This is a genomic window from Kitasatospora sp. NPDC051164 (genome assembly GCF_044455625.1).
Lineage (GTDB): Bacteria > Actinomycetota > Actinomycetes > Streptomycetales > Streptomycetaceae > Kitasatospora.
The window spans coordinates 262,584-285,776 of sequence record NZ_JBITFB010000002.1 but is presented as its reverse complement, the minus strand read 5'-3'; the positions used below and the strand labels follow the sequence as shown (position 1 = coordinate 285,776).

The window sequence follows — 23,193 nt, the reverse complement described above, 5'->3', positions numbered from 1 at the left end:
GGGCCGCCAACCGGCTTGGCGTCGTGAGGTGGCTCAGGGCGTGAGAACGGGCTTCAGGAAGGGGCTCGGCTCGCCGTGCCAGAAGATGTCGACGCTGTCCCTGGCGCGAGTGACGGCGACGAAGAGCAGTGAGCGGGCTCGCTGCATCTCCCGACGGTACCGGGCGAGGTCGGTGCCCTTCAGGCGGTTCACGTTGTCGCGCGGCACCAATCCGTCGCGTACCCCGGCGATGACCATCCGCTGGTACTCCAGGCCCTTGAACCTGAACATCGTGCCGATGTGCACCCCGCTGTCGTTCCTGGGGCCGTCGGGGCCGATTTCCACTGCGGGAATTCCGTGCTGCGCCAGGGTGTAGGCGACCTCTCCCGCCATTTGATTGGTGGGGACGCAGACTGCGATCTGTTCGAGGGGGATCCGCTCGTCCGGGCGGGCGCCCCAGGCCGCGATGTGTTTGGCGATGCCCACGCGCTCCGAGTTCCAGTCTGTGTAGGGGTGCAGCCGGGGAGCGGCACCGTTGAGGACGGACCGGAAACCGGCCAAGGTCTCCTCACTACCGTCGAGATCGTCGAATGACTCCCCTGTGAGTACGTCCAGCGCAGAGCGCAGAATCTGGCGGGTGGTGCGGTAGCTGAGAGTGAGCTTCGACGAGCGGCCTCGGATGTGGACGCCCAGACTTCCGAGGGTCACTTGGTTTCGGTAGATGCGCTGGTGGGTGTCACCGACCAGGAAGATGTCGTCCTGACCGCTCGGGACCATCGCCCGGAGCATCTTCCAGTGAGCCGGACGCAGGTCCTGCGCCTCGTCGACCACGATGTGTCGGTACCGGTACCGCAGCCAGCCCGCGGAACCGTCCTGGAGGTGGATGTTGTCCAGACCGCCGACGTCGTCGCGATGAGCCTCGATCGCCGCGATCCGCCGTTCGCGCTCCACCTCCAGACGCGCCGCCCGCTCGGTCACCTGGTCCCAGGTCTGTCGTCGAGAGCGGTCCAGCCGCTGGGTGAAGCGCTCGGCGAGCTGCCAGATTTCGGCGCGTTCGGCACGACCGATGTTGCCGCGGCCGGCCCGGCGGGCCCTGAAGTAGTCCGCGCGTGACCCGATCACCTGCCCGAGGATCACCTGCGTCCACTCCTCGTGGAGGAACTCGGCGTCCCACGCGGTCTCACCGAGCTCGTCCAGAAGTGCTTGCCACTCCCGCACGGCCTGGTTGTCGTCGATCGTCTGCTTGGAGTTGCCAGGTTCGGCCTCCCGGACGATCCGGAGAGCGAGTTGGTCGACGTGGCTGATGTCCACCCTGGCCAGTAGCCCCTCCCCGCCGAGTTCGAGGAGACGCGAACGCAGGTCCGCGGCGAGGTTCTTGTTGTAGGTGGTGAGGAGCACGGGCTTGGTGTGCCCCGGGGGCAGCCGGTCGACCAGGTACTTGACCCGGTGGAGAGCGACGATCGTCTTGCCTGTCCCAGGACCGCCACTCACGCGGGCGGGCCCCGAGTAGGTGCGTTCCACCAACTTGGACTGGGTCGGGTGGAGGAAGACCTTCCACCGCCCGAAGTCGCCGCCCTTCAGGACTTCCTCCAGAGCCGCGTCGGAGGTGGTGACCATGGTGGCCGGCCGTTCGACGGCGGCCTGGAAGTCCTCAGTGTCGACGGGGTCAGGCGCCGCAACCGGAGTCGTGACCTGGTCGAGGATGCTGTCGAAGTCCTTGCCGTCGACGATGGCCAGGAGTACTTCCCCGGTGAGCTGCGGGGCGTATTCGACGAGACCGAGTAGCTGGTCCTCGGTGGTGAGCGTGCGGATGACAGGAAGGAGCGGCGCGGCGACCCCCAGGTCGCTGAGCTGCTCGTCGGACCAGTCCGTGAAGAGCCCGTGGGGCACGGCCGGTTCGACCGCGGCGGGAGCTGCTCGGGGCCGGGCCGGGGCCGGGGCCCGGCCGCGAAGGATGCTTTCCTCCACCACCTGGAGGTCGACGTACTCGATACCACCGGTGATGTGGTTGATTCCGTAGGCGAGTCGGTCGAGGTTCTCGTAGACGTCCTTGCGGTGCTTGACCGCGACGATCAGCCAGTCGTCGTCGGCCAGGCGCAGCAGCAGGGCGCGGTGGTCGTCGTTGACCCGGGCGGACCAGAGCCTGCTGTCACCCTTGAGCTGCTGGAGCTTGAGGCCGGTCGCGTGGGGGTTCGCCTTGAACTTGTGTTGGAAGTCGTAGAGGGCGCCCTTGACCGAGCGGGGGAGTTTGAGGATCTCCTTGTCCGCCTTGTCCAGCAGGCGGAGGGTGATTCCCTGGGTCTTCATCGCTCTGACTCTCCGTCGATGCTCGTGCCGTTTCGTCGGTGTTGCGGTGTGGCTCGGGCGCTGCTCCGTGTGCCCAGCCGCTCAGCGAGTGCCCGGGCGTCCCAGCCCATGGCCGGGCGAACGTCCCAACCGGCGGCGCGGAAGGCCTTGTCACGGTCCTGGGCTTCGTAGTCCGGCTCCCCGTCGGCGGTGCGCGGAGCGAGGACGACGCCGATCCGCTCTTCCGGCCAGGCGAGTTCGGCCTGCCAACCGTTGCTGTCGAGCTCGAATCCGTCCTTCGGGGCCGGTACGCCGGCCTCGGCGAGGAGATGCGCCAGCTCGGCAAGGCCGGCCTCGTCCGAGTCGAGGTACTTGAGGACCCGGGGCCATTCCGCATCGGTACCGGTGGTCGGGGCAGGAACCGTTGTCTCGGGAGCGAGCTCCGGGCCGACTTGAGGTGCCTCGGGAGCCGGTCGCTCAGGACGCGGACCTTCGGGGACGTCCTTCGGGCCCTGTGCTTGCTCCGCCGGGCTCTGCCGGGTCGATGCCAACCATCCCTCGCCGCCGCTCGCCGCCAGGGCCTCGGCGGAGAAGCCGTCGAGGAGGCTCGTCGTCAGCTGGACGCTGTCGCCGCCGCCGTGCTCCAGGAACTGCAGCAGGTTGGTCCAGAACAGCCAGGAACGCCAGCGCTTCTTGTGTGACGTCTCGTCATGGTGGACGAGCTCGCCGTCGTCGAGGACGGCGAGCGCGCTCCAGACCGGTGGCCTGCGGCGCCCGTCGGCCGCCAGGACCAACCGGAGGCCGGAGCCGTCCAGAGCGGTGATGATCTGCACCGGTCCTCGGGGACCGGTGGGTGCTCCGCCGCCCAGGGCCGCCAGCACTTGCGGCCCGACGGCGTCGACCGCCAGTGCGGCGGCGCGTGTTCCCGTGATGCCGGTCAGCCCCGCCACGGCGGCCTCCGCCCGCCACTGCCACTGGGCGGCATCAGGCGAGTGGAGGTAGGCGAGCAGTAGGTGGGCCGGGTTGACCCAGACGGCCTCGGAGAGTTCGCCCGGCAGGCTGCCCCGGACGTTGGCGTAGTACTTCCGTGCCTTCTCCTCCCCGTCGCCGCCGGCCCCGTAGGGCCGCCAGACCGGGGCGTTCGGCCCGCCGCGGGTGTGGCCGTTGTCGGTGACGACGCGGCGCCAGTCCTTGACGTCGAAGTAGGTGAGCTGGAAGACGCGCAGGCCGTCCGCCCGGAGCCGAGCGCGCTTCACGGCGTCGTCCGACAACCGGTTGTGCCGCGGGCCGGCGTGGTACTCGTAGCCGTCGAGGTAGACCGCGAGGCGCGGGCCGGGGGCGTCGAGACGCTCGAAGAGCACATCCGGGCGGGTGCCGTCCAGAGCCCTCTGCTGGGAGACCCGCCAACTCAGGGTGGAGCCGTCGTTGCCGGTCAGACGGAGTTCCAGGGAGTACGTCCCCGCGGAGGTCGTGTAGGCGTCCGCGCTCGCGCGTGACTCCGGCAACCGGGCCCAGTCCCTGAGGGTGTCGACGAACATGATTTCGAGATCGCTCTCGGCCTGCTGCTCCAGCGAGATCTGCCGCGTGCTGGTGACCGGCGAAATGACCCAGCGCTCCCCGTCCGCACCGAGGAGGTCGTCGAGCATCTGACGGACCTCGCTGCGACTGACCTTGTCGTAGTCCGTGGCCGGTACGCGCCGCAGCAGGCAGCGGTGGCAGCCGTCCTGCCCCTTCTCCCGGCAGGGGCAGCTCTCGATGACGTCGCGTGCCCGCAGCAGAACCTCCTTGAAGCCTTCCGCCGAGGCCAGCCGGTGCAGGTAACCGGTACCGCCCGGAAGGCGGTCGTAGACGACCAGGAAGCGTTGGGGCCAGTCGGAGTCGCTGCCGTCGGGCATGGAGGCGGCCGCGATGTCGATGTGGTCCGGATCGCCGCCGTAGCGCGCGGCTATGCCGACGAACAGGGCCGCGGTGAAGGACGCCAAGCGCTCCTTCGCACGTGCCACGGAGGCGGGCAGCAGGATCCGCACGGCCTCGGTGGTCAACTCATGGGCGAGCAGCAGGGGCACGTCCTGCGGCTCGGCCCGGCCGGATCCGGCGGGCTGCTGCGTCCTTCGGCGTGGGCACCAGAGCAGGTGATGAGCACCGGCTTTGGAGGGAGCGCTGAGCGACTGGGTGAGGGCGTCGGCCGGAGCGTCGACGACGGGGCGGCCGTCGGCCGTCGCGCCTCCGCAACTCGTGCACACGAAGAACGGGTTGAGACGGACGTCCTCGCCGGCGACGGGTACGGTGCTGCTGCCGTCCTGGCGGTCGACGCCCAGGTTGAGCGTTCTCACGACTGCACGGCGGGCGAAGTCCACCCCGAAGGTCGCCTTGTCGTGGCGCCATGAACCGGGGGCGATCTGGGCCGGGTCGATGTCGACGGAGGTGAGGACCGAGTAGCGTCGACGCTCCCGTTCGTCCTTGTCGTCGCGGACCCGGGCGTCGTCCCGCTTGTCGCGGGCCACCACCTGCCGTGGCTGGAGCACGTACTGGACGCACCCGGCGTCGGCGATCGCACGACCGCCGCAGCGCGGGCACGGCGCGGTGTCGGTGAGTGCGTTCTCGGTGCGGATGAACCCGCAGGACGGGCAGAGCCGCCAGACGGACCAGGCTCGTCGCTCGGGGCTGCCGATGTCCAGGGCCCGCACCACGTGCCGGTAGCCGTTGACGTAGAAGCTGCTGCCGGGTGCGAGTTCGGTGAGGGCGAGCCGACGGGAGCGGTCGTAGCTGCGGACCTCGCTGCGGTAGACCCGGGGAGTCTCGCCCGCCGAGCCTCCCGGGCCCGAGGTGGCTCCGTCCGCCTCGGACGGGTCCTCCCGCCAGTAGAGGGTGGCTTCGAGCTTGGTGGTCGTGTCGGCGAGGCTGTAGTTCGGCAGCAGGCCGAGCTCGACCAGCGTGCCGTGGGCGCTTGCCCGGTTCAGCGCGCCCAGGAGGTCGGCGGTGCTGCGCAGTTCGGCGCGCAGCTCGCGTCGTTCGCGGTCCTGTTCCGGGTCGGTCGTGACGAGGGCGTCGACGGCCTTGTTGATGGCCGCGAGGCGTCGTTTCAGTTCCTCGCGGCGAAGGACCCACGCTTCCTCGGCCTCCTGCAGGCAGCGCGCGATGCCGCCGGTGGCGTAGGAACGCAATTCGTCGGCAGCATGGCCGGACACACCGGCGTCGTCGTCCGGGCCGGCGCCGCTCGGGAAGAGCGCCAGGAACTCCTCCACCAGGGTCTTTCCGTGGGTGAGCGCCGCGTCGGCCAGGTCCTGGCACCAGCCGGTGGTGCCGAACAGTGCCGACACCAGCCTGGGCACGGGCTGCAGTTGTTCGCCGTCGGCCGTGGTCAGCCGGCCGGCGGCGGCCAGGTCGAGCAGCCGTGCCGTGTACTGGCGACGGAGGATCTCGACGGCCGACAGGTAGCAACCCGGCGGCACGATGTCGCCGGCGATCATCTCGCGCGGATCGTCGAGGTAGTACAGGTCGCGGGCCCTGCGGCCGCCGAAGGCGACGACGAGGGCGTTGCCGGTCTTCCGGCCGGCGCGACCGGCCCGTTGGACGTAGTTCGCCGGTCCGTCGGGCAGCGAGCCGAGCAGGACGGCGGACAGGTCACCGATGTCGATGCCGAGTTCGAGAGTCGGCGTGCAGGACAGCACGTTGGGGTCGGTGTAGTGCGTACCGGACCGGAACGACCGCTCGACCCGCTCCCGCTCGGGGCGGGTGAGCATGCCGGTGTGTTCGGCGGTGACCACGCGGAAGGTGCCGCCGGTCAGGTAGAGACGCCGGTAGTAGTCGTCGGTGTAGTCGCGCTCCTGGACGCCGCCGAAGCCGGACGTGGTGCCACCGGTGCGGGAGGCGCCGTACTGCGGCGGAGTCAGGATTCCCTTGCAGCGGTAACGCGGGCACGGGTGCCCGTACCAGCGGGTGCGCCGCTCGGGTGGCACGACCTGCTGCCAGCCGCAGTCTTCACAGCTGACGAAGGCCTTGTTGACGATCGAGTCGCCGAGCAGCCGGACTTCGATGTGGCCCGGCTGAAGCCCGTAGACGCGCGTGGTGCGGTCCTGGGCCGTGCGGACGGCCAGGACCCGCTCGTCGGCGAGCGCGGGAAGCAGCCGGCGCAGGTACTCGGTGGCACCGGCGGAGTCCAGCCCGAGACACCGCCGGGTCCAGTCCTGGTACCAGCCGCCGCGGCCCGACACCGTGTCGAAGGGGGACTTGTCCTTCTGCCCGTCGAGCAGGAATCGTGGCGGTGCCATTCCGTCGGGGAAGGCCGGCATGCCGTCGGGGCGGCCGCCCCAGATCTTGAACCGGGCGACGCCCGCGTCCTTCATCCACGGCTCCAGCCAGCGGTGCCGCACCCCACCACGCTGTCGTAGGCGTTCCAGCAGGCCGCGTACGTAGGCGACGTAGCGCTCGGAGGTCGGCATCGACTCCGCGGCGACCAACTGCCCTGGCAGGGCGAGGTGCAGATCGCGCGCGAGAGCGGCGACGCGTTCGGGATCCTCCAGGACGACTTCGGCGGCGGCTGTCCTGGTGAGCTCCAGGGTGCGCCCCAGCCTTGAGCGCAGGCCGAACTCCATGACGGTGGCGAACGCCAGGCGCTCGCCGATCAGCTTCCAGGTGCGTGCGTCGCCGGTGCCGCGGCCGGACAGCAGCCGGTCCACGCCGGCCTCGTCGTGCAGGTCCGGTGGGACGACCGCGGCCAGCGTGCCGGGGTCGTCCACCGAGTCCAGGACGTTGCCGATCAGGTCATTGAGCGGGAGTGGTGCGCCGGAGTCCTCCAGGTTGTGCGCCAGCAGCGACCGGAGGGAGAACTTGTAGGAGGCATTGGCGATGTACCCGGCCCGGTGCGCCGCGTCCTGGGTGGAGTCGTTGAAGACCAGTGTCTTGCGCTCTTCGGGGACGAGGGCGATGTCGCCACCGGTGAACAGCTGGGTGACGGTCGCCGAGGCGAGCGCGGCCAGGGCCGTACCGAGGAAGCGGATGCCGTTGTCGGTGTTGCACGCGGGGCAGCGGTCGTCCGTGGCCGCCTTGTCGGCGGTCTTCTTGTCCAGGATCGCCAGCGCGAACCAGGCGTCCAGCAGGTCGCCCTCGTCGGCGGCGACCGGCATGCGGTAAGTGCCCTGCGACCCGTCGAGCACGACGACGGAGAGCGGGTCGACTCCGCCGCTCGCCGGCCGGGAGCCGGTGAGGGCGGCGAGCGCCTCCTGCTTCTCCGAGCGGGTGGCGGAGATGAAGTAGCGGATGCGCCGCTTGTCCCGCCCGAGGCCCGCCCGCCAGATCTTGTCGTGGGCCATCACGAGCTGATGCGGATCGGCCTCCGGGGAGAGCGCGGCCCAGCCGGAGCGCCCGCAGTTGCGGCAGTAGACGGCCGGAAGGTGCACCTGCGCCGGGCGAACCGCGGTGTCCGCGCCGGGAAGCGCCGCGGGCCGCTGTGATCCGCTCGACGGCCAGCCGCCGGACGAGGAGTCGCCGTCCTCACTGTCCACCGGGAGGGCGGCGGCCGCGACCCGCCGGGCGGCGGCCCGGTCGTCCTCGTACCAGCGGAACTCCGGTGAGGCGCCGAGGCCGCGCAGCACCCTGGTCACCGGCCGGACCCACAGGTGGGCCTCCACGTGCAACAGCGGGCGCGGTCGGCGCTCGTCGGAATCCGGGTCCCGTGCCGCGGACAGCAGGGCGACGAAACGGGAGAGCGCCTGCAGGACGAGCCGGGGGTTCTCCCGCGCGGTACGGCCCCACGCGTAGCCGAAGCGCGCCAAGCGGTCCCGCAGACCCCACTCGTCGAGCGGTTCGCCGTCGAGCAGGGTCAGGACCCCGTGAGTGAAGTCGTGGCGCCGGAGCATGCGGCCGACCTGGAAGGCGTCGAGGCCGGCGCGCCCCAGCATGCGGGTGGCGAGGCCGTTCAGGTCCAGCAGCTTGGGATTCGACTCCACGCCCGGACCACCCGAGGCCGTGATGACCTCCTGCGGGGTCGGAGGCTCGGGAAGCTCGTAGTCCACCGCTCCGGTGAACTCCTCGGCGGTCATCCGCTCCTCGCCGATCAGGGTGTCCGGCGTGAAGGGCATCCCGAACACCTGGGCAGCGACGTCCAGGATGCCGCCGGCCTGCGCGCCGGGGCGACCTTCACCGAGGGTGGCCGAGGTCGCCACCGGGCAGATCGACCCGAGCGGGCGGCCCGGGCGGGTGGCTCCGACGACAGCGGCCAGGCGCCGCAGCAGCATGGCGACGTCTGTGCCCTGCGCCCCGTCGTAGGTGTGGAACTCGTCCAGGACCACGTGGGTGATCTCGGCGCCCTCCCACAGGGGGCGGTCCTCGCCGCGCTGCAGGAGCAGGTCGAGCATCTTGTAGTTGGTGATCAGCACGTCCGGCGGCGAGACCCGCATCTCCTCACGGCGCGTCATCACCCGCCGGAAGTCAGTGTCCGGGCGGTCACCGATGTAGAGCCCGGCCGTGACCTCCGCCAGCTCCGGCTGCGCCAGGTAGTCCCCGATGCGCCCTGCCTGGTCCGTCGCCAGCGCGTTCATCGGGTACAGCAGGACGGCCTTCACCCCTCGCCGACCGCGCGCCTTCTCCCGCCGGCAGTGGTCGAGGACGGGGACGAGGAACGACTCGGTCTTCCCCGAGCCGGTTCCCGTCGTCACCAGTGTCGGCCGGGCCGGGCCGCGCAGGGTGCTCAACCGCTCCCAGGCCTTGGCCTGGTGCCGGTACGGCGGGAATCCGGGCTGCCACTCCAGGTGCCGCTGCCAGCCCTCGTCCGCGAGGTGGAACGGCGTCCTGATCCGCAGGTAGGGCCCGCGGAAGATGCCCGTCTCCGGGTGGCCGAGGAAGCGTTCCAGTGCGCCGCGGGTGTCCTCGTCCGCGAGTGCGTACGTCGTCGTGAGGTACTGCGTCAGACTGCCGCGCAGCTGCGCGGCGGCCAGGGTGGGCCTCACGGCGGACTCCTTCGACGTGCGCTTTCACGGAGCGTGGATCACTGGATCACACCGTATAGTGCGGCACCGACCTGTCGGAGCCCGTTCCCGGCGGTCGGTTGCCCAAAGGTGACCATGGGACGGACAGTTGCCCGCCGCGTGAAGGCTCAGCGCAGGCACTCCGCCCAGACTGTCTTGCCCGGGGCCGTCGGACGCGGGGAGGTGCCCCAGCGGTCGGCGAGGGCGGCGACGAGGAGCAGGCCGCGACCGGACTCGGCGTCGTCCGCCGGAGTGCGGAGAACGGCCGGGGGCGTCCGCTCGGTGAGGGTGTCGGACACCTCGACGCGCAGCACGTCGGGGTGTTCGGCGAGCCGGACGGCGAAGTCCCGTCCGGGGACGCGGCCGTGGCGGACGGCGTTGGCGGCCAGTTCGGCGGTGATCAGGCTCAGGGTGTCGTTGAGCGGGGAGTCGTAGCCGTACCCCCAGTCGTCGAGCCGGTGGGAGACGAGCCGGCGGGCGAGCCGGGCGCCGCGCGGGGTGGAGCTGAACCGCATGGCGAACTCCCGGAGCGGAGCGGCCGCTGCGGTGGAACTCGGGTTGTGCAGGGAGGTCATGACCAGGAGCGTGCCGGGCGCGGAGGGCCGGTGACCAGCGGCGACGCGCGTACGGCCGTGCCCTGTACGGCGGTCGGGCGGCGGTGTACGCGCGAGAGACAGCTGTTGTCCGCATGGCGGGGAAGCGGTCACGCCGCCGTTTCCCTCACCGAGGTGGGTGATGGAAGCACCCGGGCTGGACCCGCCCTCGCGCAGGCGCTTACGGAGCTCTCGCCCAACCGTCGGGGAGTCTCGTCCTTCCTGCCCTCGTCCCGACTGTTCGGCCGTCACCCGATCGACATCGGGCTGAAACGATCAATGATCCGTTAAAGTCCGTAATCAAATGATCTACGAGCCGGGCAGTAGCCGGGTGCGAACCAACCGCCGGGGGGCGAACGTGACAGATCCTGATGTGGCCTTGGAGTTCAAGGCCAACCGGGTCGAACTGGACGGCTGCGGACAGGGCGCGTCGGCCGAGCTCATCGCGGGCTCAGTGAGGTCCTCCCGCGCGAAGGCGGCCGAGTAAGCGGTGGACATCAAGACGCTCTACGACGCCGACATCAACGACATCACCATCGCGAAGAACGCCTTCGACAAGCTCTACTCGGCCTTCGGCCAGCACATCGAGTCCTGGCAGCACGAGGTCGTGGACCGGTTGGCCAACTCGCAGTGGTCCGGCACCGCCTCCGACCACGCCCAAGCCCGGATCCGTTTCCTGGGCACCGAACTCCAGTCCGCGCACAGTGAACTCGACTTCGTCGGCAAGGCGCTCGCCAAGGCCGCCGAACAGTTCGCCCTGGCGCAGTCCCACTTGGTCTACGCCCTCGACGACGCGAAGGACGCGAAGCTCACTGTGGCCCCGGACGGCGGCATCACGTGGGACAAGGATCCGGCGTCCCCGACCTACGCGGGCGCCGGTGCCGAGACGACGGCGATCGCCATCAGCAACCGCATCACCGCGGCGCTCAACGAAGCGGCCCAGGCGGACCAGGAGATCAGCGCACGCCTGAACCACTTCGCGACCAACGCGAGCAACGGCACCGGCCTGGACGCCGCCACGGTGGCGAAGGACCAGGCCGCCGAGACAGGACGCGAGCAGGTACCCGCCTCCGGCACTGACCCGAACAGCGTCAAGCAGTGGTGGAACGGCCTCACCGACTCCGAGCGGCAGAAGTTCATCAACGACCACCCCGACCAGGTGGGCAACCTCGACGGCGTCCCCGCCACCGCCCGCGACCAGGCCAACCGCATCAACATGAAGCGTGCCAAGCAGGACCTCCAGAGCCAACTCGACGGCCTCGGCCCCGAGCCGAAGAAGTACCTGAGCGTCGCCGAGACCAACGGCGGGCCCGTGGAGAACCCCGACTACGACGAATGGCAACGCAAGCAGCAGGACCTGAAGGAGAAGCTCGCCTCGATCGCCGACATCGAAAGCCGGCTGAGCGGCGACAAGCTGAAGACACGCGGCGAACCGGCCTTCCTCATGGGCTTCGACACCAAGGGCAAGGGTCGGGCGATCATCTCCGTCAACAACCCCGACACGGCCGACAACGTCGTGACTTTCGTGCCCGGTACCCACGCCAAGTTCGGCACGGCCATCGGCGACGTGGACAAGGCGGACGAGATGGTGAGGGCCGCGAAGGAATCGGACCCCGGCAGCCCCAAGACAACGGCCGCCATCGCCTGGGTCGGCTACGACGCGCCCCAGAGCCTTTTCCCCGAAGCGTCGTCGGACTCGTACGCTGAGAACGCGGAGAAGGACCTGGCCCGCTTCCAGACCGCCCTGCGCGCGACCCATGAGGGCAACCCCTCGCACAACACCCTGATGGGTCACAGCTACGGAACCGTCGCCGTCGGCTTCACCATGCGCGACCACAAACTCCCGGTGGACGACGTGATCCTGGTAGGCAGCCCCGGCGTCGGCGTCGATCACGCCAAGGACCTGAACATCGACCCGTCCCACGTCTACGTCGCCAGGGGCAGCGAGGACACGATGATCAAACACGTGGCGAGCACCGGTCTGGCCTTCGGGCTGGACCCCGTGGACAACGACTTCGGAGCCCGACACCTCCCGGCCGGCAGTACCGACCACTCGCACTACTGGCTGCCGGGCAGCGTATCCGTCAAGGCGTTCGGTGCCGTGATCGCAGGCAATGGGGTCGGCCAGTGAGACGACACCGGACGATCGCGGTAACGGTGGCCGTCGGCCTGCTGTTGACGGTCGCAGCATGCAGCAAGGACTCCGACGATGCCCCGACCATGACGCAGGCGCAGGCGAAGCAGCAGACCGCGGACTACGTGGGGCAGGCCCTCGCCGACCTGCCCCAACCGGTCACCACGGCCAGCGAGCGGGAGAACGGCACCAACTGCTTCAAGAACGACGCCCCTTCGGAGTACGACGGGCGGGTCGTCGCAGTCACCGAGAAGCGGCTCTCCGGCATTCCGACGGACCGCCAGGCCGAATACGTCGACCACCTCCGGACCCGGATCGAAGCCATGGGCTTCAAACGGGACGACTCCGGAGCCCTCCGGACATCCGTCCACTTCACGAACCCGACCAACGAGTTCACGGGGTCCATCGACGGCATCGGCAGCTCGTACGGGACACTCGTGATCGGCTTCTCCTCCCCCTGCGTGTGGCCCAACGGCACCAGACCCCCGCATTGAGCGACGTTCGCCCGGTCCTTCGCGCCACCCCGCGCGAAGGACCGGGCAAAGCAGGCTGAGGGCTGAGCCGGAACTCACGGGTCACGGACTCGACCAACCGTGGTGGATGCTCATCGCTCGTCGGGGCGGCGAATCACGGATTCGGGGAGCGGGAGTTCGTCACCGCGTGCTACCGTCCGGCTACAGATCAATAGGTGACCCCGGCGGTGCGGCAAACACCCCGGGGTCGGGCACAGGGAGTTGGACCTCCTCATGCACGTGCACTTTATCGCGCCCGAACGCTATGTGCGGGCGTCACACGAGATCATCCGCCACCCGCGTCTGCGGGCCACGGCGAAGACGCTGCTGCTGTGGGCGCTGTCGCTGCCGCCCGGCAGCCGGGACACCATCCTCACCATCGGCAAGCGCATGCCCGAGGGGCGCACGGCCGTTGCCGGTGCGCGGGCACAGCTGATCGAGGAGGGCTTCCTGCACGTCCGGCGCTCCCAGCATCCGACGAAGGGGACGTGGACGACGCGCGTCCTCGTCAGCAGCGTGCCGCTGACGGAGGCGGACGAGATCGAGGCGGCGTGGCGCGGTTCGGTCCGAAACCCGGCACTCGGTGAGGGAGAGGGTCGGGAGGTCGGCACTTCCCCCAAGGGGGAGAAGAACGAGGGGAACACCTCCTCCCGCGAGGCGGCGACGACGGCGGCGGGGGACGACGGCGGCGGGGAGGCCACGGCAGCTGCGGCCGGGCTTCTCGGACGTCTGACGGCCAGGGACCGGCGGCTGCGGTTGGGGATGGTCGAAGTGCTCGACCTCGCACCGCTGGTGGCGGACTGGCTCGCCCGCGACCCGGACGTGGGGCGGCTGCGGGAAGTGCTGCTGGGCGGCCTGCCCTCGCATGTGCTGGCGCCTGCGGGCTTCGTGCGGGCGCGCCTGGAGCGGAGGATGCCGGGGGCGGTGGTCACGGTCGGCGGCGTGGGGGAATGCGCGCGCTGTGCGGATCCGGTGGCGAGCGGGGGCGCCATCTGCGGACGCTGCACGGGAGTTGCACCTCCTGAGGTCGGGCCGGACGTTGCTGCTGTCGAACGCAACCGGCGAGGAGCCGAACGCGCGCGCGGTCTCCTGCGCGGTGCGGTGGTCGCATCTGCGGCGTAGCAGGGGTGAATTCACTGGATTCCGGACACGCCGGCTGGTTGCGGTCCGTATCGTTTCGGTAGCCGATCGTGTGCGGGTGCCTGGTGGGGTCTGCGCGGTGGGCGATGCCGTTGAGGGTGGCGGGTCGGAGGTGGTCGGGGTGGCGGAACAGGATGATGGGGCAGGCTTGCTGCGCTCCTTCGGGCGGCAGCTGAAGCTCCTGCGCGAGCGGGAGGGCCTGAGCCGGGCACAGTTGGGCGTGCGACTGGGGTACGGCGAGGACCAGATCGCCTCGGTGGAGCTCGGCCGGCGGATTCCCCGGCCGGAGCTGATCGATAAGGCGGACCAGGAGCTGAATGCAGGCGGTCTCCTGATCGCGATGAAGGACGAGGTCGCGCGGGCCCGGTACCCCGCGTTCTTCCGGGACGCCGCCAAGCTGGAGGCGGAGGCGGTGGAGTTGCAGTCCTACGACACGCATGTGATCAAGGGGCTGCTACAAACCGAGGAGTACATGAGGGCGCTGCTGGCGATGCGCAGACCCCTCCTGGATGAGACGATCATCGAGCAACGAGTGGCCGCCCGACTGGCACGGCAGGAGCATTTCGCTGCCCGCCCGGCGCCTCTCTTCAGCTTCGTTATGGAGGAGTCGGTGCTCCTTCGTCCGCTCGGCGGCAAGGCCGTGATGCGAGGACAGCTGGAGCAAATTCTCCTCATCGGGGACAGACGGAACGTTGAGGTGCAGGTCATGCCCCTCGACCGCGAAGACAACGCCGGCGTCGATGGTGGGTTCACACTCTTCACGCGCAAGGGAGGTGAGCAGGTCGGTTACATGGAGGCCCAGGGACGGAGCACACTTGTCACCGATCGTGAGGAAGTCCGCGCCCTTGCATCGCGCTATGGGATCATCCGAGCGCAGGCCATGACGCCTCGTGAATCGCTGGCCTTCATCGAGAAGCTGCTGGGAGAGCTATGAGTTCCGAAGAGACCACCGCCGGACCGCGAGACCTGAGCTGGCGCAAGAGCAGCTACAGCGGCGCGGAAGGGGGCGACTGCGTCGAGGTGGCTCTGACGGATATAGCCGTTCAAGTCCGCGACTCGAAAGACCCGGAAGGTCCTGTGCTGAAGGTCGCCCCTGCTAGCTGGGCTGCCTTCGTCCGGTTCGCTTCCGCGAGCCACGTCTGACCTGGGGGCACATGACCGTCGTCGGGACGGCCGCACCTCAAGAGTCCGCGTCGCTACCGAGCTTGTCGCCGACGTACCCGAGCCGGATCGCCCGCTCCTCGGGGACGAGTCGGAAGTGCAACCGTCCCTTTCCCGGGGTGAAGCGGCCGTGCCACGAGAAGCAGCGCTCCTTGCCGTCGAGGTCGGTGAAGGTGCACAAGTGCTGACGGCTCTGGGATTCCGGAGTGATGTGCGGATGCTGCCACTTGGGCTCGGGCGAGGTCGCAGGGTCCCAGCCGGCGGCCGTCGCTTCCAGGTCGATCAGCAACTTGCGGACCGGCCGATGCCATTTCATGTCGAGGCGGCGAAGGCAGCGCTCGAAGCGGGGGATCTTCTGGAGGTGCGGGAAGAACTCGTCCCATGAGTCGAGGATTTCCGCGGGCGTGGTGAGCGAGGCAGTAGCCGTGTCCTGCGCCCAGGTCTTGTGTTCGTCGGCCTCGTCCGGGCTGGAGCAGTGCCGGGCACGGTCATGACTGCTCTCGATGCCGTCCTCGGTGAGGTGCTGGATATCGAGGTCCAGCCACGAGGTCGCCCACTTCGCTGACACCGGAAGGCTGACGGCGAGGCCGTCAGTGAGGTGCGCGAACGCGATTCCCTCCACAGTGCGGTTGTCGTGCTGGTACTCGACCTCGTCCGGGTCGAGTGTCAACTGAACGGCGTCCCGGAAGGGCGAGCGACTGCGCAGCGCGAGAAGGTAGCGGTGCCGATCGCGGTTCTGCCCGCCCGCGTTCACCCACTGCTGGTACAGGTACCCGCGCGCCAGCTCGGACGTCGGCAGGGGGCTCCTGGTGACCAGCGCGATGCTCTGCCAGCTCTTGAGGTGGCGCAGCGTGGCGACGAAGCCGGCCATCGCGGTGTCCACCTCCCTGGGCCCGGACTCGGACTCGCAGGACAGCTCGTTGAGAAACAGTGTCAGTGACACTCCCACCCCTGGGATTTCTGTTGAGGATCGTCTTCCGGAACACGGTGCGCGAGGTCAGTCGAGAAGCTTCTCCAGGGAGTTCTCCCACTCGTCGAAGAACCCCGTCGGCCACTCGGAGAGCATGCCGTCGTCACCCATGACGGGGCTGACCACCTCGGCGGTCTGCTCGTGGCGCCGGAAGAAGTGGACGGCCGTGAACGAGGCGGGGATGCGTCCGTCCTTCACGGCGATGCGCAGGCCGTTGAGGACGTGGTCGGAGTGGGTCTCCACGATCACCTGTGCTCCGGCGGCGACCGTGGCCACCGCGAGGTACGCCAGCCAGGTCTGCCCCTGCGGGTGGAGGTGTGCCTCCGGGTTCTCCAGGAGGATCAGGGCACCCGGCTGGGCCGACAGGCAGGCGACGACGATCGGCAGCGCGTAGGTCAGCCCGAATCCGACGTTGGTCGGACGGTAGCGGTTGGAAGCGGAGACGCCGGAGCCGAAACCGTAGCTGAGGCGCACGGTGTCAGTCCCGTCGATGCCCACGGCTTCGAGATTGACGCCCGGGCAGAGCCGCTGCATCCACGCTTCGGTCTGGGAGAGAAGCGAGGCGGACCGGGCGTCGTCGAGGCGGAGGGGGCCGGCCGTGACGGGGTCGTCCTGGTGAGCCCTGAGGAAGTTGACGGTGTGCTCACCCCGGGAGCCGAGGAATCCACGGCCCACGGCTGCCTGGTGGGAGCGCGGGTAACTGACAGCCGGGACGATCCGGTCGGCCTTGAGGTACTGGAATCCGGGCTGGAAAAGCGAGCACTCATCCGCGTCGTGGGCGTCCGGGCCCATCGGACAGTCGATCATCCTCAGCAGATCGTCCTCACGGCCGTATGCGGCAGACCAGTCGTAGCGGGTTCCGTCGGACGTCACGGCGAGCGTAATGCTGCGAGCGTCCCCGGCGGCCGACTCGTGTCGCACGTACGTGTCGTGCCGCACGTCCTGACCAGTGCCGAGCTCGACGAGTTCACCGTTGAGGAGGAAGCCGCCGCTGTCGTCGTAAAGATGGAGAAGCCCGTGGGACTGGCGGAGGAGCGCGAGGGACTGGAGAACGGTGCTCTTGCCGGAGGAGTTCAGCCCGGTGAGGAGTGTGAAGGGGGCCAGGGCGATGTCCTGGCGGGCGAAGGCCTTGAAGTTGGTGATGCCAATGTGCTCAAGCATCAAGCGTCTCCTGGAAGATCCGGTCCATCTCTCGGAAGCGAAGCCGGACCTTGCCGACATCTCCGGTGCCGGCCGACACGGCGCCCACGAATGCGGGGTCGTCCATCAGCTCCATGAACTTCTTCTCCACGACCGACCGGCGGGCTTCGAGCAGGTCGATCTCGGCGGGGGTTCGGTTCGCCAGGCATGCCGACTCGATTTCGAACAGAGCCTTGTTGACCGGAGAACGGCGGTTGTAGCCACGGAACCGCTTCCGGAAGGCGTGCCCGCCGAAGATGCGCTCTGCCGCCTGCATCGAGTGGGCGAACTGGCCGGCCAGGTCGGCGAGGTCCTCCGGGGAGAGGGTGTTGATGTCGTGCATGGCGGACCGGAGGAATCCGTCGAAGTCCTGCGAGGCATAGGACTCGGGCGAGTTGAGACTGAAGGCCAGGAAGCGAAGGCACATCTCGCGGTCCGACATGCGCTCGGGGGAGACGCTGCGGGACGTCGCACTGAGGAACGGCTTGGTGTTGGCGAGCTCGTACAGGAAGGTGCGGGCCCGGCCGGGGATGAGCGCGTGGCGCAACTCCTGACGCGTCAGAGGGCGGCCGCCCGTGTTGATGCGGGCGAAGATGTTGAACTTCACCTCCTCCGGTGTGCCGCGACGGATGAGGAGGACCACGAGTTCGGTCTCCTCGATCCGGGTCTGCAGGCGGCTCGGAAGGTCGGCAAAAGAAGATCCGTTGAACTCGGTCAGGTATTCCAGGCCGGTGAGGACGAGAGGCTCGGCACCGATGGCGTCGGGGTCGACGAAGCGAGCGATGGTGGACAGCCGCTGCACGCCGTCCACGATCGCCCAGGAGTCGTCGTCCACCTCGGCCGCATAGAGCGTTGGCAGGGTGATTCGGAGCAGAAGCGACTCGATCAGCCTGCTCTGCGCCTTCGCCGTCCAGATACCGGCACGGCGCTGGAAATCCGGGGCGAGGTCCATGGTGTTGCGCCGGATGCGGTTGAGGAGGAGCGAGACCGTGGGGGTACGGGTCTGAACTTCGATCTTGCTGGGATCGAAGGGGCTGGCGATCCGCTCGCCGATGTCCTCGGACTCGACGCCGGAGCTCCTGCCCCCGTCGTCGAACTCGACGGGGAGTTGCGTTCCCGGCTCGTCGAGCGCGAAGAGGGCTTCCGGTGCGAGGCGCTCCTGGGGCTTCCCACCCGGGGCGTTGCTGGTGTCGGTCATGATCCCTCCTCGTTGGGCATCACCGGTGCCGTCGAAGTCGGCGGGGACCATCGGCCCGCGGCGATCTCCGTATCCAGGCGAGCCTGGAAGTGCGCGTGGGCAGCGCGCATCTCGGTTTCGCGGTCGGCCTTGTAAAACGGTGCGGTGTAGCCCGCTGGCGGAGGGGTGGTTGCCGGACTGGCCAGGTGATCGAGGAGAGCAGCATAGTCCTCCTTGGTCTGACCGTGGCCGTATGAATTGTGATTTCGTGCCATTTTTCGACCGTTAGCGTCGAAGTACATCTCCGCCTCATAGTCGGAGAGTACGGGATAGCGAGATTTGTAGACTGCCGCCAACTGATCGGCGTCAATACCTAGCCAAACGGACACTAGTGCGTCCAGCTCGACGAGTGCGGCGCGGCGCTCGCACTCGGTACGCAGCGGAGTCTCGTATTCCCACGTGCTGGTGAGATGAGAAGCCAGTGGTCTGAGATTCGGCCATTGGCATGCCCAGCTCTCATATCCCGGCCATTCGGGATTGAAGAGCTCGCTCCAGAGGAGTGAATAAGCGTTGGTGAGGCAATTCAGGCGGAGCGTTCGTAGGAGCAGGGCAGTTGCGAGGGGGTGGTATGGCGTGGGGGCCGGCATGGTTCTCACCCCTGAGGGTGTCAAGTCTGCTCGCCCAGTAACGCGAAGCTGATAATCCAGAGGCAAAGAAGCCCAAAAGCCGGCTGAGAGGGCGGTTTGAAGATTGTCCTTCAGGGAGAGTGATTGCACCGTGTAGACGTGGGTGGGCCCTGGGGGAATGAGTGCGGCAAAGAGGCTCCTCTCATTTGCGGCGGGAATCATTCGGCGCCACGCCAGGCGATAGAATTCTGTACAGCTCCTAGATTCCCACTGGTCGTGCGCATTCTGATAGCGATCAAGATCGCATGCGCGCATGTAGTTTGCCACGGGGATAGCATCCGGTGGCAGTTGGGTGATGTCCCAGGCTGTCCAGTCGTTCTTGTTTCGACAAGGAATATTTGGCTGTTTCGCCAGTGGCGTTGCGATGCCGAAGTGCGGTCCCTGGAGGATCGTCTCCTCCAGGCTCTTGGGCTGTTCTGTGCGCCACGAGATGTAGCCGTCCCGCTTTCCGGCAACCTCGTCGAATCCGCGAGTTATTCTCGGACGCCGGTCTGCAAGTCGGTCACCGAAAGAGGACAAGGCGGTAATTGCGGATTTTTCGTTGGTGGTAACTGGATAGAGGAGGGGGGTCTCGGTGATTGGCGTTTCCAAGGACCCGGTTAGCCTGTGCCAGTCTCGGAGAGTCTCGGCGTCCACTCGAGTTAGGCGAGATCGATGGGGCCGAATGTCCCACTTGCGTGCATGCTTGATTCCGGGAACCTCTCCCGTGCCATCATGTGCGAGCGATGCCGTTATGGTCTCTGGAGTGAACAGCCAGCTAATGTGCGTGAAATCGATATCTCGGGGTGATCCGTAAATGTTAACCCCGAATTCATTGCGATCTCGAATGTCGAAAAGGAATAGGGAGTTCATGAAGTGTGCATGTAGCCTGAGGTGGCCGTATGATGCGGCACGCAGTGGACCTTCTTTGACGCCGCTAAAGTGTGTTCCAGGATGGATCAAGCCTGCAGTGCCATTGGCGCTGAGGTTCTTCCAGGTTTGACACATGAAGGCTCGATACAAGTCTGGCTGCGTGCCCTGCAGGAGTGGATAAGTGTCTGAAGAGCTCAGAAATGTAGATACTGCGGAGGTTTCGGCGAGCTCGTCAAGGAAGAATTCGTGATTATGTGCTTCCAGGACATCAAGCTTCCGAAGCCGCCACTCCTCAGCGCTCGGTTTCTCGGTAAGGGTGAACCAGGGGTCCAACTCCGCCAGGGTGGCAGGCTCCTGCCAGGTGGGCCGCACCCACGGTGGGTTTCCCATCTGAAGGTCATACCCGCCATGTTCGAAGACCTGTGCGAACTCCAGTTCCCAGTGGAAGAAGCCTTGGGATTCTGCCAGATCCTGCACGGCCGACGTCCATGGGAAACGCGACTCTAGCCAGTGCGCACGGTCCATGCCCATCAGATCGGGTAGAGCGTCCTCGTAGGGGGTCAGCTCGTCCAGGGTCTCAAAGGCTGACACAAGCGACTCGGCTGGTACTTCGTGTGTGCCGAGCAGGGCTTCAGCGAAGTCGAGCCAGTCCTCCAACGATTGAAGTGCGATGACGGCCCGGCGCTGGTCGCGGATGGCCTCCTTGCGTCGGCCGGTGCGCCGGCGCTCGACGGCCTGCTTCGTCAGCTGTCCGGATTCGCTGATCTCGCCGAAGAGGTCCATGGATTCCCAGGAGAGGAGGACGTTCGACGCTTCCTCAGCAGCAGCCACTGCGAGCGGGGTGTCCGCCGCACGTTCATACTGGTCGTCGGTTCCGTCCAGCAGCGCGACTTCCTGGACCGGCCAGAACCACAGTGCACACCACGCGTCCATCAGAGTCTTGAGCCGCCAGTACGGGGTGTCGACGGCCAGAAGGTCCGCCAAGGCCTCCTCACGTTGCACGGCTGCCTCGGGTCGCCGCAACCAGTCCTCCACGGCACCCCACACATCGATGCGCCGGGAGATGTCACGCTCGGAGATTTCCAAGCGCCGCACGACCAGGCCCCAGAGGTATTCCGCCCTCCGCGCCAATCCCTGGAGGCGGGCAGTCTGCTTGGCATTTGGCGACTTGGTGATGGCCTTCCGCCACGCCCCCAGCGCCTTCGCGGCCTCCGGGGCAAGTGCCTTGGCTTCCTTCTCGGCCGCAACCGCGCCCCATTCCTTCGCCGGCAGCAGGAAATGGTGGACGGAGCCCTCCGGCAACGGAATCCCGTTCACCGCATCTGCCAGCGGGAAGCGCTCGGGCGTCGTGCCCAGCCAGGCACCCTTCTTCAGCCTCTCGGCCGGATACACCTCCCGCCGCCCGCCGATGAGCGAGTTGCCCCGTCGCAGGTGTAGGCCGAACCAGGGCGCTTCCATACCGGGGTGCATGGTGTTCAACCACAGCGATACCTCGGCCAGCTCGACCGCCGTCTCGTTGAGGTCGACGCCGTACGAGTTGTGCAGGGCGATGTAGGCCTTCACCTTCTGCAGCTCGACCGGGTACTTCTCCGTGTCGATGGCGACGCCCAGCTCGTCCTGCCGCCGCCGCAGGTACTCGGCCGCTACCTGGTTGATCGCCTCGTTGAGGAACGCGCCCGACCCGAGGGCCGGTTCGCAGATCTTCCAGTCCAGCAGCTCGCGGGCCTCCGTGGTCGTCCCGTCCTGGTCCAGGCGGTGTTGAAGGGTGAGTTGCACGGTGACCTTGGTGAGCGACTCCGGCGTGTAGTACGACGCCGAGGTCTGCCGGTCGCGGCCGGACAGACGGTAGACGAACTCGCCCGGGGCGTACTTGGCCGGCACCTCCTCGCCGGTGTCCTCGTCCCGGGTGCGCACGAACACGCTGTCCGGGTACTCGTCGACCTTCGACCTCGGAATCAGCCACGAGCCGTCCTTCGGGTCGCCACCCTTCGCGACCTCGTACAGCTCCTTGTCCGACACGAAGCCGCTGTACGACATCAGCCCTTCGTACACCGCCCCGAGCTGGTTGATGCCCAGCTGCGCGTACGAGATGAAACCGCCGCGCTCGCCCTTCCGTCCCTTGGTGAGCATCAGCAGTCGCAGCACCTTGTACAGCGTCGCGTTGCGCAGGCGGGTGTCGAGGTAACGCTCCTGGCCGGTCTCGTCGGCATCGAATCGCGGGTCGGGCACCGAAGACGCGCCGATCAGCTTGATGGACTCAGGCTCGAACAACTTGGAGTGCAGCGGCTCGAACCGCAGCCCCACGTCCTCCGAGGCCTTCTCCTCCACGACCCCATGGGTCCGCCGCGGCCGGTAGCCGTCCTGGACCTTCCCGAACAGCAGGTCCAGCGACTCGTACAGGTAGAACCCGCGCCGCGACTTCTCGTCCACCAGGTCCCGCTCGGCGACGAGTTCGCCCAGCCGCCCCAGCCCGTACCCCTGCTGGTACTCCGGATAGTCGGCCGGCAGGATGCCGAGCTCCGGCCGGGCCTCCGCGTACAACAGGAACAGGATCCGGTACAGATACCGCAACGACTCCCGCGTCAGCTGCTTCCCCAACTCGGGGAGCTCCATGACGTCTTCGGGCCGCACGCCCTCGTTCTCGCGGATGCGCTCCAGCACCTCGTTGGCGATCAGCTCGACGCTCAGCCGCAGTCCGTCGCGCAGGTCGCTGGAGACGCCCACCGCATGCTTGGTGGACTTGTCGACGAGCTCCGCGAGCGGGTTCTCGCCACCCGCCTCCGGCGTGCGCAGCGAGTCCGCGCCGAACAGCGCCGCCACCGTGTCGAGTTCGCCGCCGGCCTTGGTGTCGTTGCGCTCCAGCGCGCCGTCCAGCGAGACGGCGAGGTACCGGCCCTCGCCCCAGGTCATCCGGTCGGCGAGGATCACGACGCCGCCCACCAGCAGCAGCACATACCGGGGTGCGTCCTCGCAGGCGAACAGGAACGAGGCGAGCTTCGACCCGGTGGCGACGGTGTGCTGCCCGTCGAGCACCAGCGGTTCGAGCAGGCGCCCCGGGCCATCGGGGTCCAGGGCCGCGTCCGGTTCGGCGGCCCAGCCGCAGTCCAGCGCAACGAGGCCCTTTTCGCTGTGTGCGACCTGCACCTGGTGGGCCTGGTCGGCCCGCTCGACCGTGATGGTGCCGGGCTTGGCGTCGTAGCCGAGGGCCAGCAGCACCCGCGCGTTGAGCGCGTGCACCTGTTCGCGCCAGGCCGGGGAGCCGTAGGTGGCGGTGTCGTCGTCTGCCACGATCTGGCCGTCATCCGCCGCCTCTGCCACGGCGAAGCCGGCCCGCGAGCGGAAGTAGGGGCGGCGCAGCGCCCGCAGACCGGCCCGCGGGGTGACCGGCAGGGCATCCGGGTCCTGCTCCACATCGTCGGAGGAGGCCGCAGCCTTCGCTGCCTCCTCGCGCTCCTTCCACACGCTCAGCAGCCCCGACTTGAGGTCCTTGGGCAGGACCTCGGCCAGGTAGTGGGCGGAGAAGTAGTCGCCGCGGTTCACCAGGGAGTCGTACGTCATT

13 protein-coding genes are annotated in these 23,193 nt (G+C 68.1%); 6 read left to right on the top strand and 7 right to left on the bottom strand.

The genetic code is table 11. The annotated features are described in order from the left end of the window. Nucleotides 1-33: 33 nt before the first annotated feature. From ACIBEC_RS03805 to ACIBEC_RS03795, 3 genes are all read right to left on the bottom strand, one after another. Entirely contained in the window at nucleotides 34-2,286 is a 2,253-nt protein-coding gene (locus ACIBEC_RS03805) for a UvrD-helicase domain-containing protein (protein WP_360492273.1), read from the bottom strand. Continuing rightward, complete coding sequence (locus ACIBEC_RS03800) at nucleotides 2,283-9,212, bottom strand: DEAD/DEAH box helicase (RefSeq protein ID WP_360492270.1); 6,930 nt, start codon at nucleotides 9,210-9,212, stop codon at nucleotides 2,283-2,285. The genes ACIBEC_RS03805 and ACIBEC_RS03800 overlap by 4 nt, the downstream gene beginning before the upstream one ends. A 146-nt stretch (nucleotides 9,213-9,358) precedes the next feature. Then, entirely contained in the window at nucleotides 9,359-9,805 is a 447-nt protein-coding gene (locus tag ACIBEC_RS03795) for an ATP-binding protein (protein WP_360492267.1), read from the bottom strand. A gap of 376 nt (nucleotides 9,806-10,181) precedes the next feature. On the opposite strand from ACIBEC_RS03795, the gene ACIBEC_RS03790 reads away from it, so the two are divergent. From ACIBEC_RS03790 to ACIBEC_RS03765, 6 genes are all read left to right on the top strand, one after another. Continuing rightward, a complete protein-coding gene (locus ACIBEC_RS03790) occupies nucleotides 10,182-10,310 on the top strand; it encodes a hypothetical protein (RefSeq protein WP_360492265.1) in 129 nt (42 codons plus the stop codon). A gap of 3 nt (nucleotides 10,311-10,313) precedes the next feature. Beyond that, a complete protein-coding gene (locus ACIBEC_RS03785; RefSeq protein ID WP_360492262.1) occupies nucleotides 10,314-11,954 on the top strand; it encodes an alpha/beta hydrolase in 1,641 nt (546 codons plus the stop codon). Further along, nucleotides 11,951-12,451, top strand: coding sequence for a hypothetical protein (locus ACIBEC_RS03780; RefSeq protein ID WP_360492259.1), 501 nt, complete (start codon nucleotides 11,951-11,953; stop codon nucleotides 12,449-12,451). The genes ACIBEC_RS03785 and ACIBEC_RS03780 overlap by 4 nt, the downstream gene beginning before the upstream one ends. A gap of 240 nt (nucleotides 12,452-12,691) precedes the next feature. Continuing rightward, the gene (locus ACIBEC_RS03775; RefSeq protein WP_396287718.1) at nucleotides 12,692-13,591 is read left to right on the top strand and encodes a hypothetical protein; all 900 of its coding nucleotides are present in this window, start codon (nucleotides 12,692-12,694) and stop codon (nucleotides 13,589-13,591) included. 139 nt (nucleotides 13,592-13,730) lie between these two features. Further along, on the top strand, nucleotides 13,731-14,543 hold the full coding sequence (locus ACIBEC_RS03770; protein WP_360492253.1) for a helix-turn-helix transcriptional regulator: 813 nt from the start codon (nucleotides 13,731-13,733) through the stop codon (nucleotides 14,541-14,543). Further along, nucleotides 14,540-14,752 (top strand): DUF397 domain-containing protein, encoded by a 213-nt coding sequence (locus tag ACIBEC_RS03765; protein WP_360492250.1) that lies wholly within the window; start codon nucleotides 14,540-14,542, stop codon nucleotides 14,750-14,752. The genes ACIBEC_RS03770 and ACIBEC_RS03765 overlap by 4 nt, the downstream gene beginning before the upstream one ends. A gap of 37 nt (nucleotides 14,753-14,789) precedes the next feature. Here the strand turns inward: ACIBEC_RS03765 and ACIBEC_RS03760 are convergent, their stop codons facing one another. From ACIBEC_RS03760 to ACIBEC_RS03745, 4 genes are read right to left on the bottom strand one after another with little or no spacing between them, the layout of a single operon-like run. Then, nucleotides 14,790-15,713: a hypothetical protein gene (locus tag ACIBEC_RS03760; RefSeq protein ID WP_360492247.1), complete on the bottom strand. Its 924-nt coding sequence runs from the start codon at nucleotides 15,711-15,713 to the stop codon at nucleotides 14,790-14,792. Nucleotides 15,714-15,767: 54 nt separating this feature from the next. Next, the gene (locus tag ACIBEC_RS03755) at nucleotides 15,768-16,901 is read right to left on the bottom strand and encodes a DUF3696 domain-containing protein (protein ID WP_360492244.1); all 1,134 of its coding nucleotides are present in this window, start codon (nucleotides 16,899-16,901) and stop codon (nucleotides 15,768-15,770) included. Beyond that, the gene (locus ACIBEC_RS03750; RefSeq protein WP_360492242.1) at nucleotides 16,894-18,117 is read right to left on the bottom strand and encodes a DUF262 domain-containing protein; all 1,224 of its coding nucleotides are present in this window, start codon (nucleotides 18,115-18,117) and stop codon (nucleotides 16,894-16,896) included. The genes ACIBEC_RS03755 and ACIBEC_RS03750 overlap by 8 nt, the downstream gene beginning before the upstream one ends. Further along, nucleotides 18,114-23,192: a class I SAM-dependent DNA methyltransferase gene (locus tag ACIBEC_RS03745; protein WP_360492239.1), complete on the bottom strand. Its 5,079-nt coding sequence runs from the start codon at nucleotides 23,190-23,192 to the stop codon at nucleotides 18,114-18,116. The genes ACIBEC_RS03750 and ACIBEC_RS03745 overlap by 4 nt, the downstream gene beginning before the upstream one ends. Nucleotide 23,193: the final 1 nt, after the last annotated feature.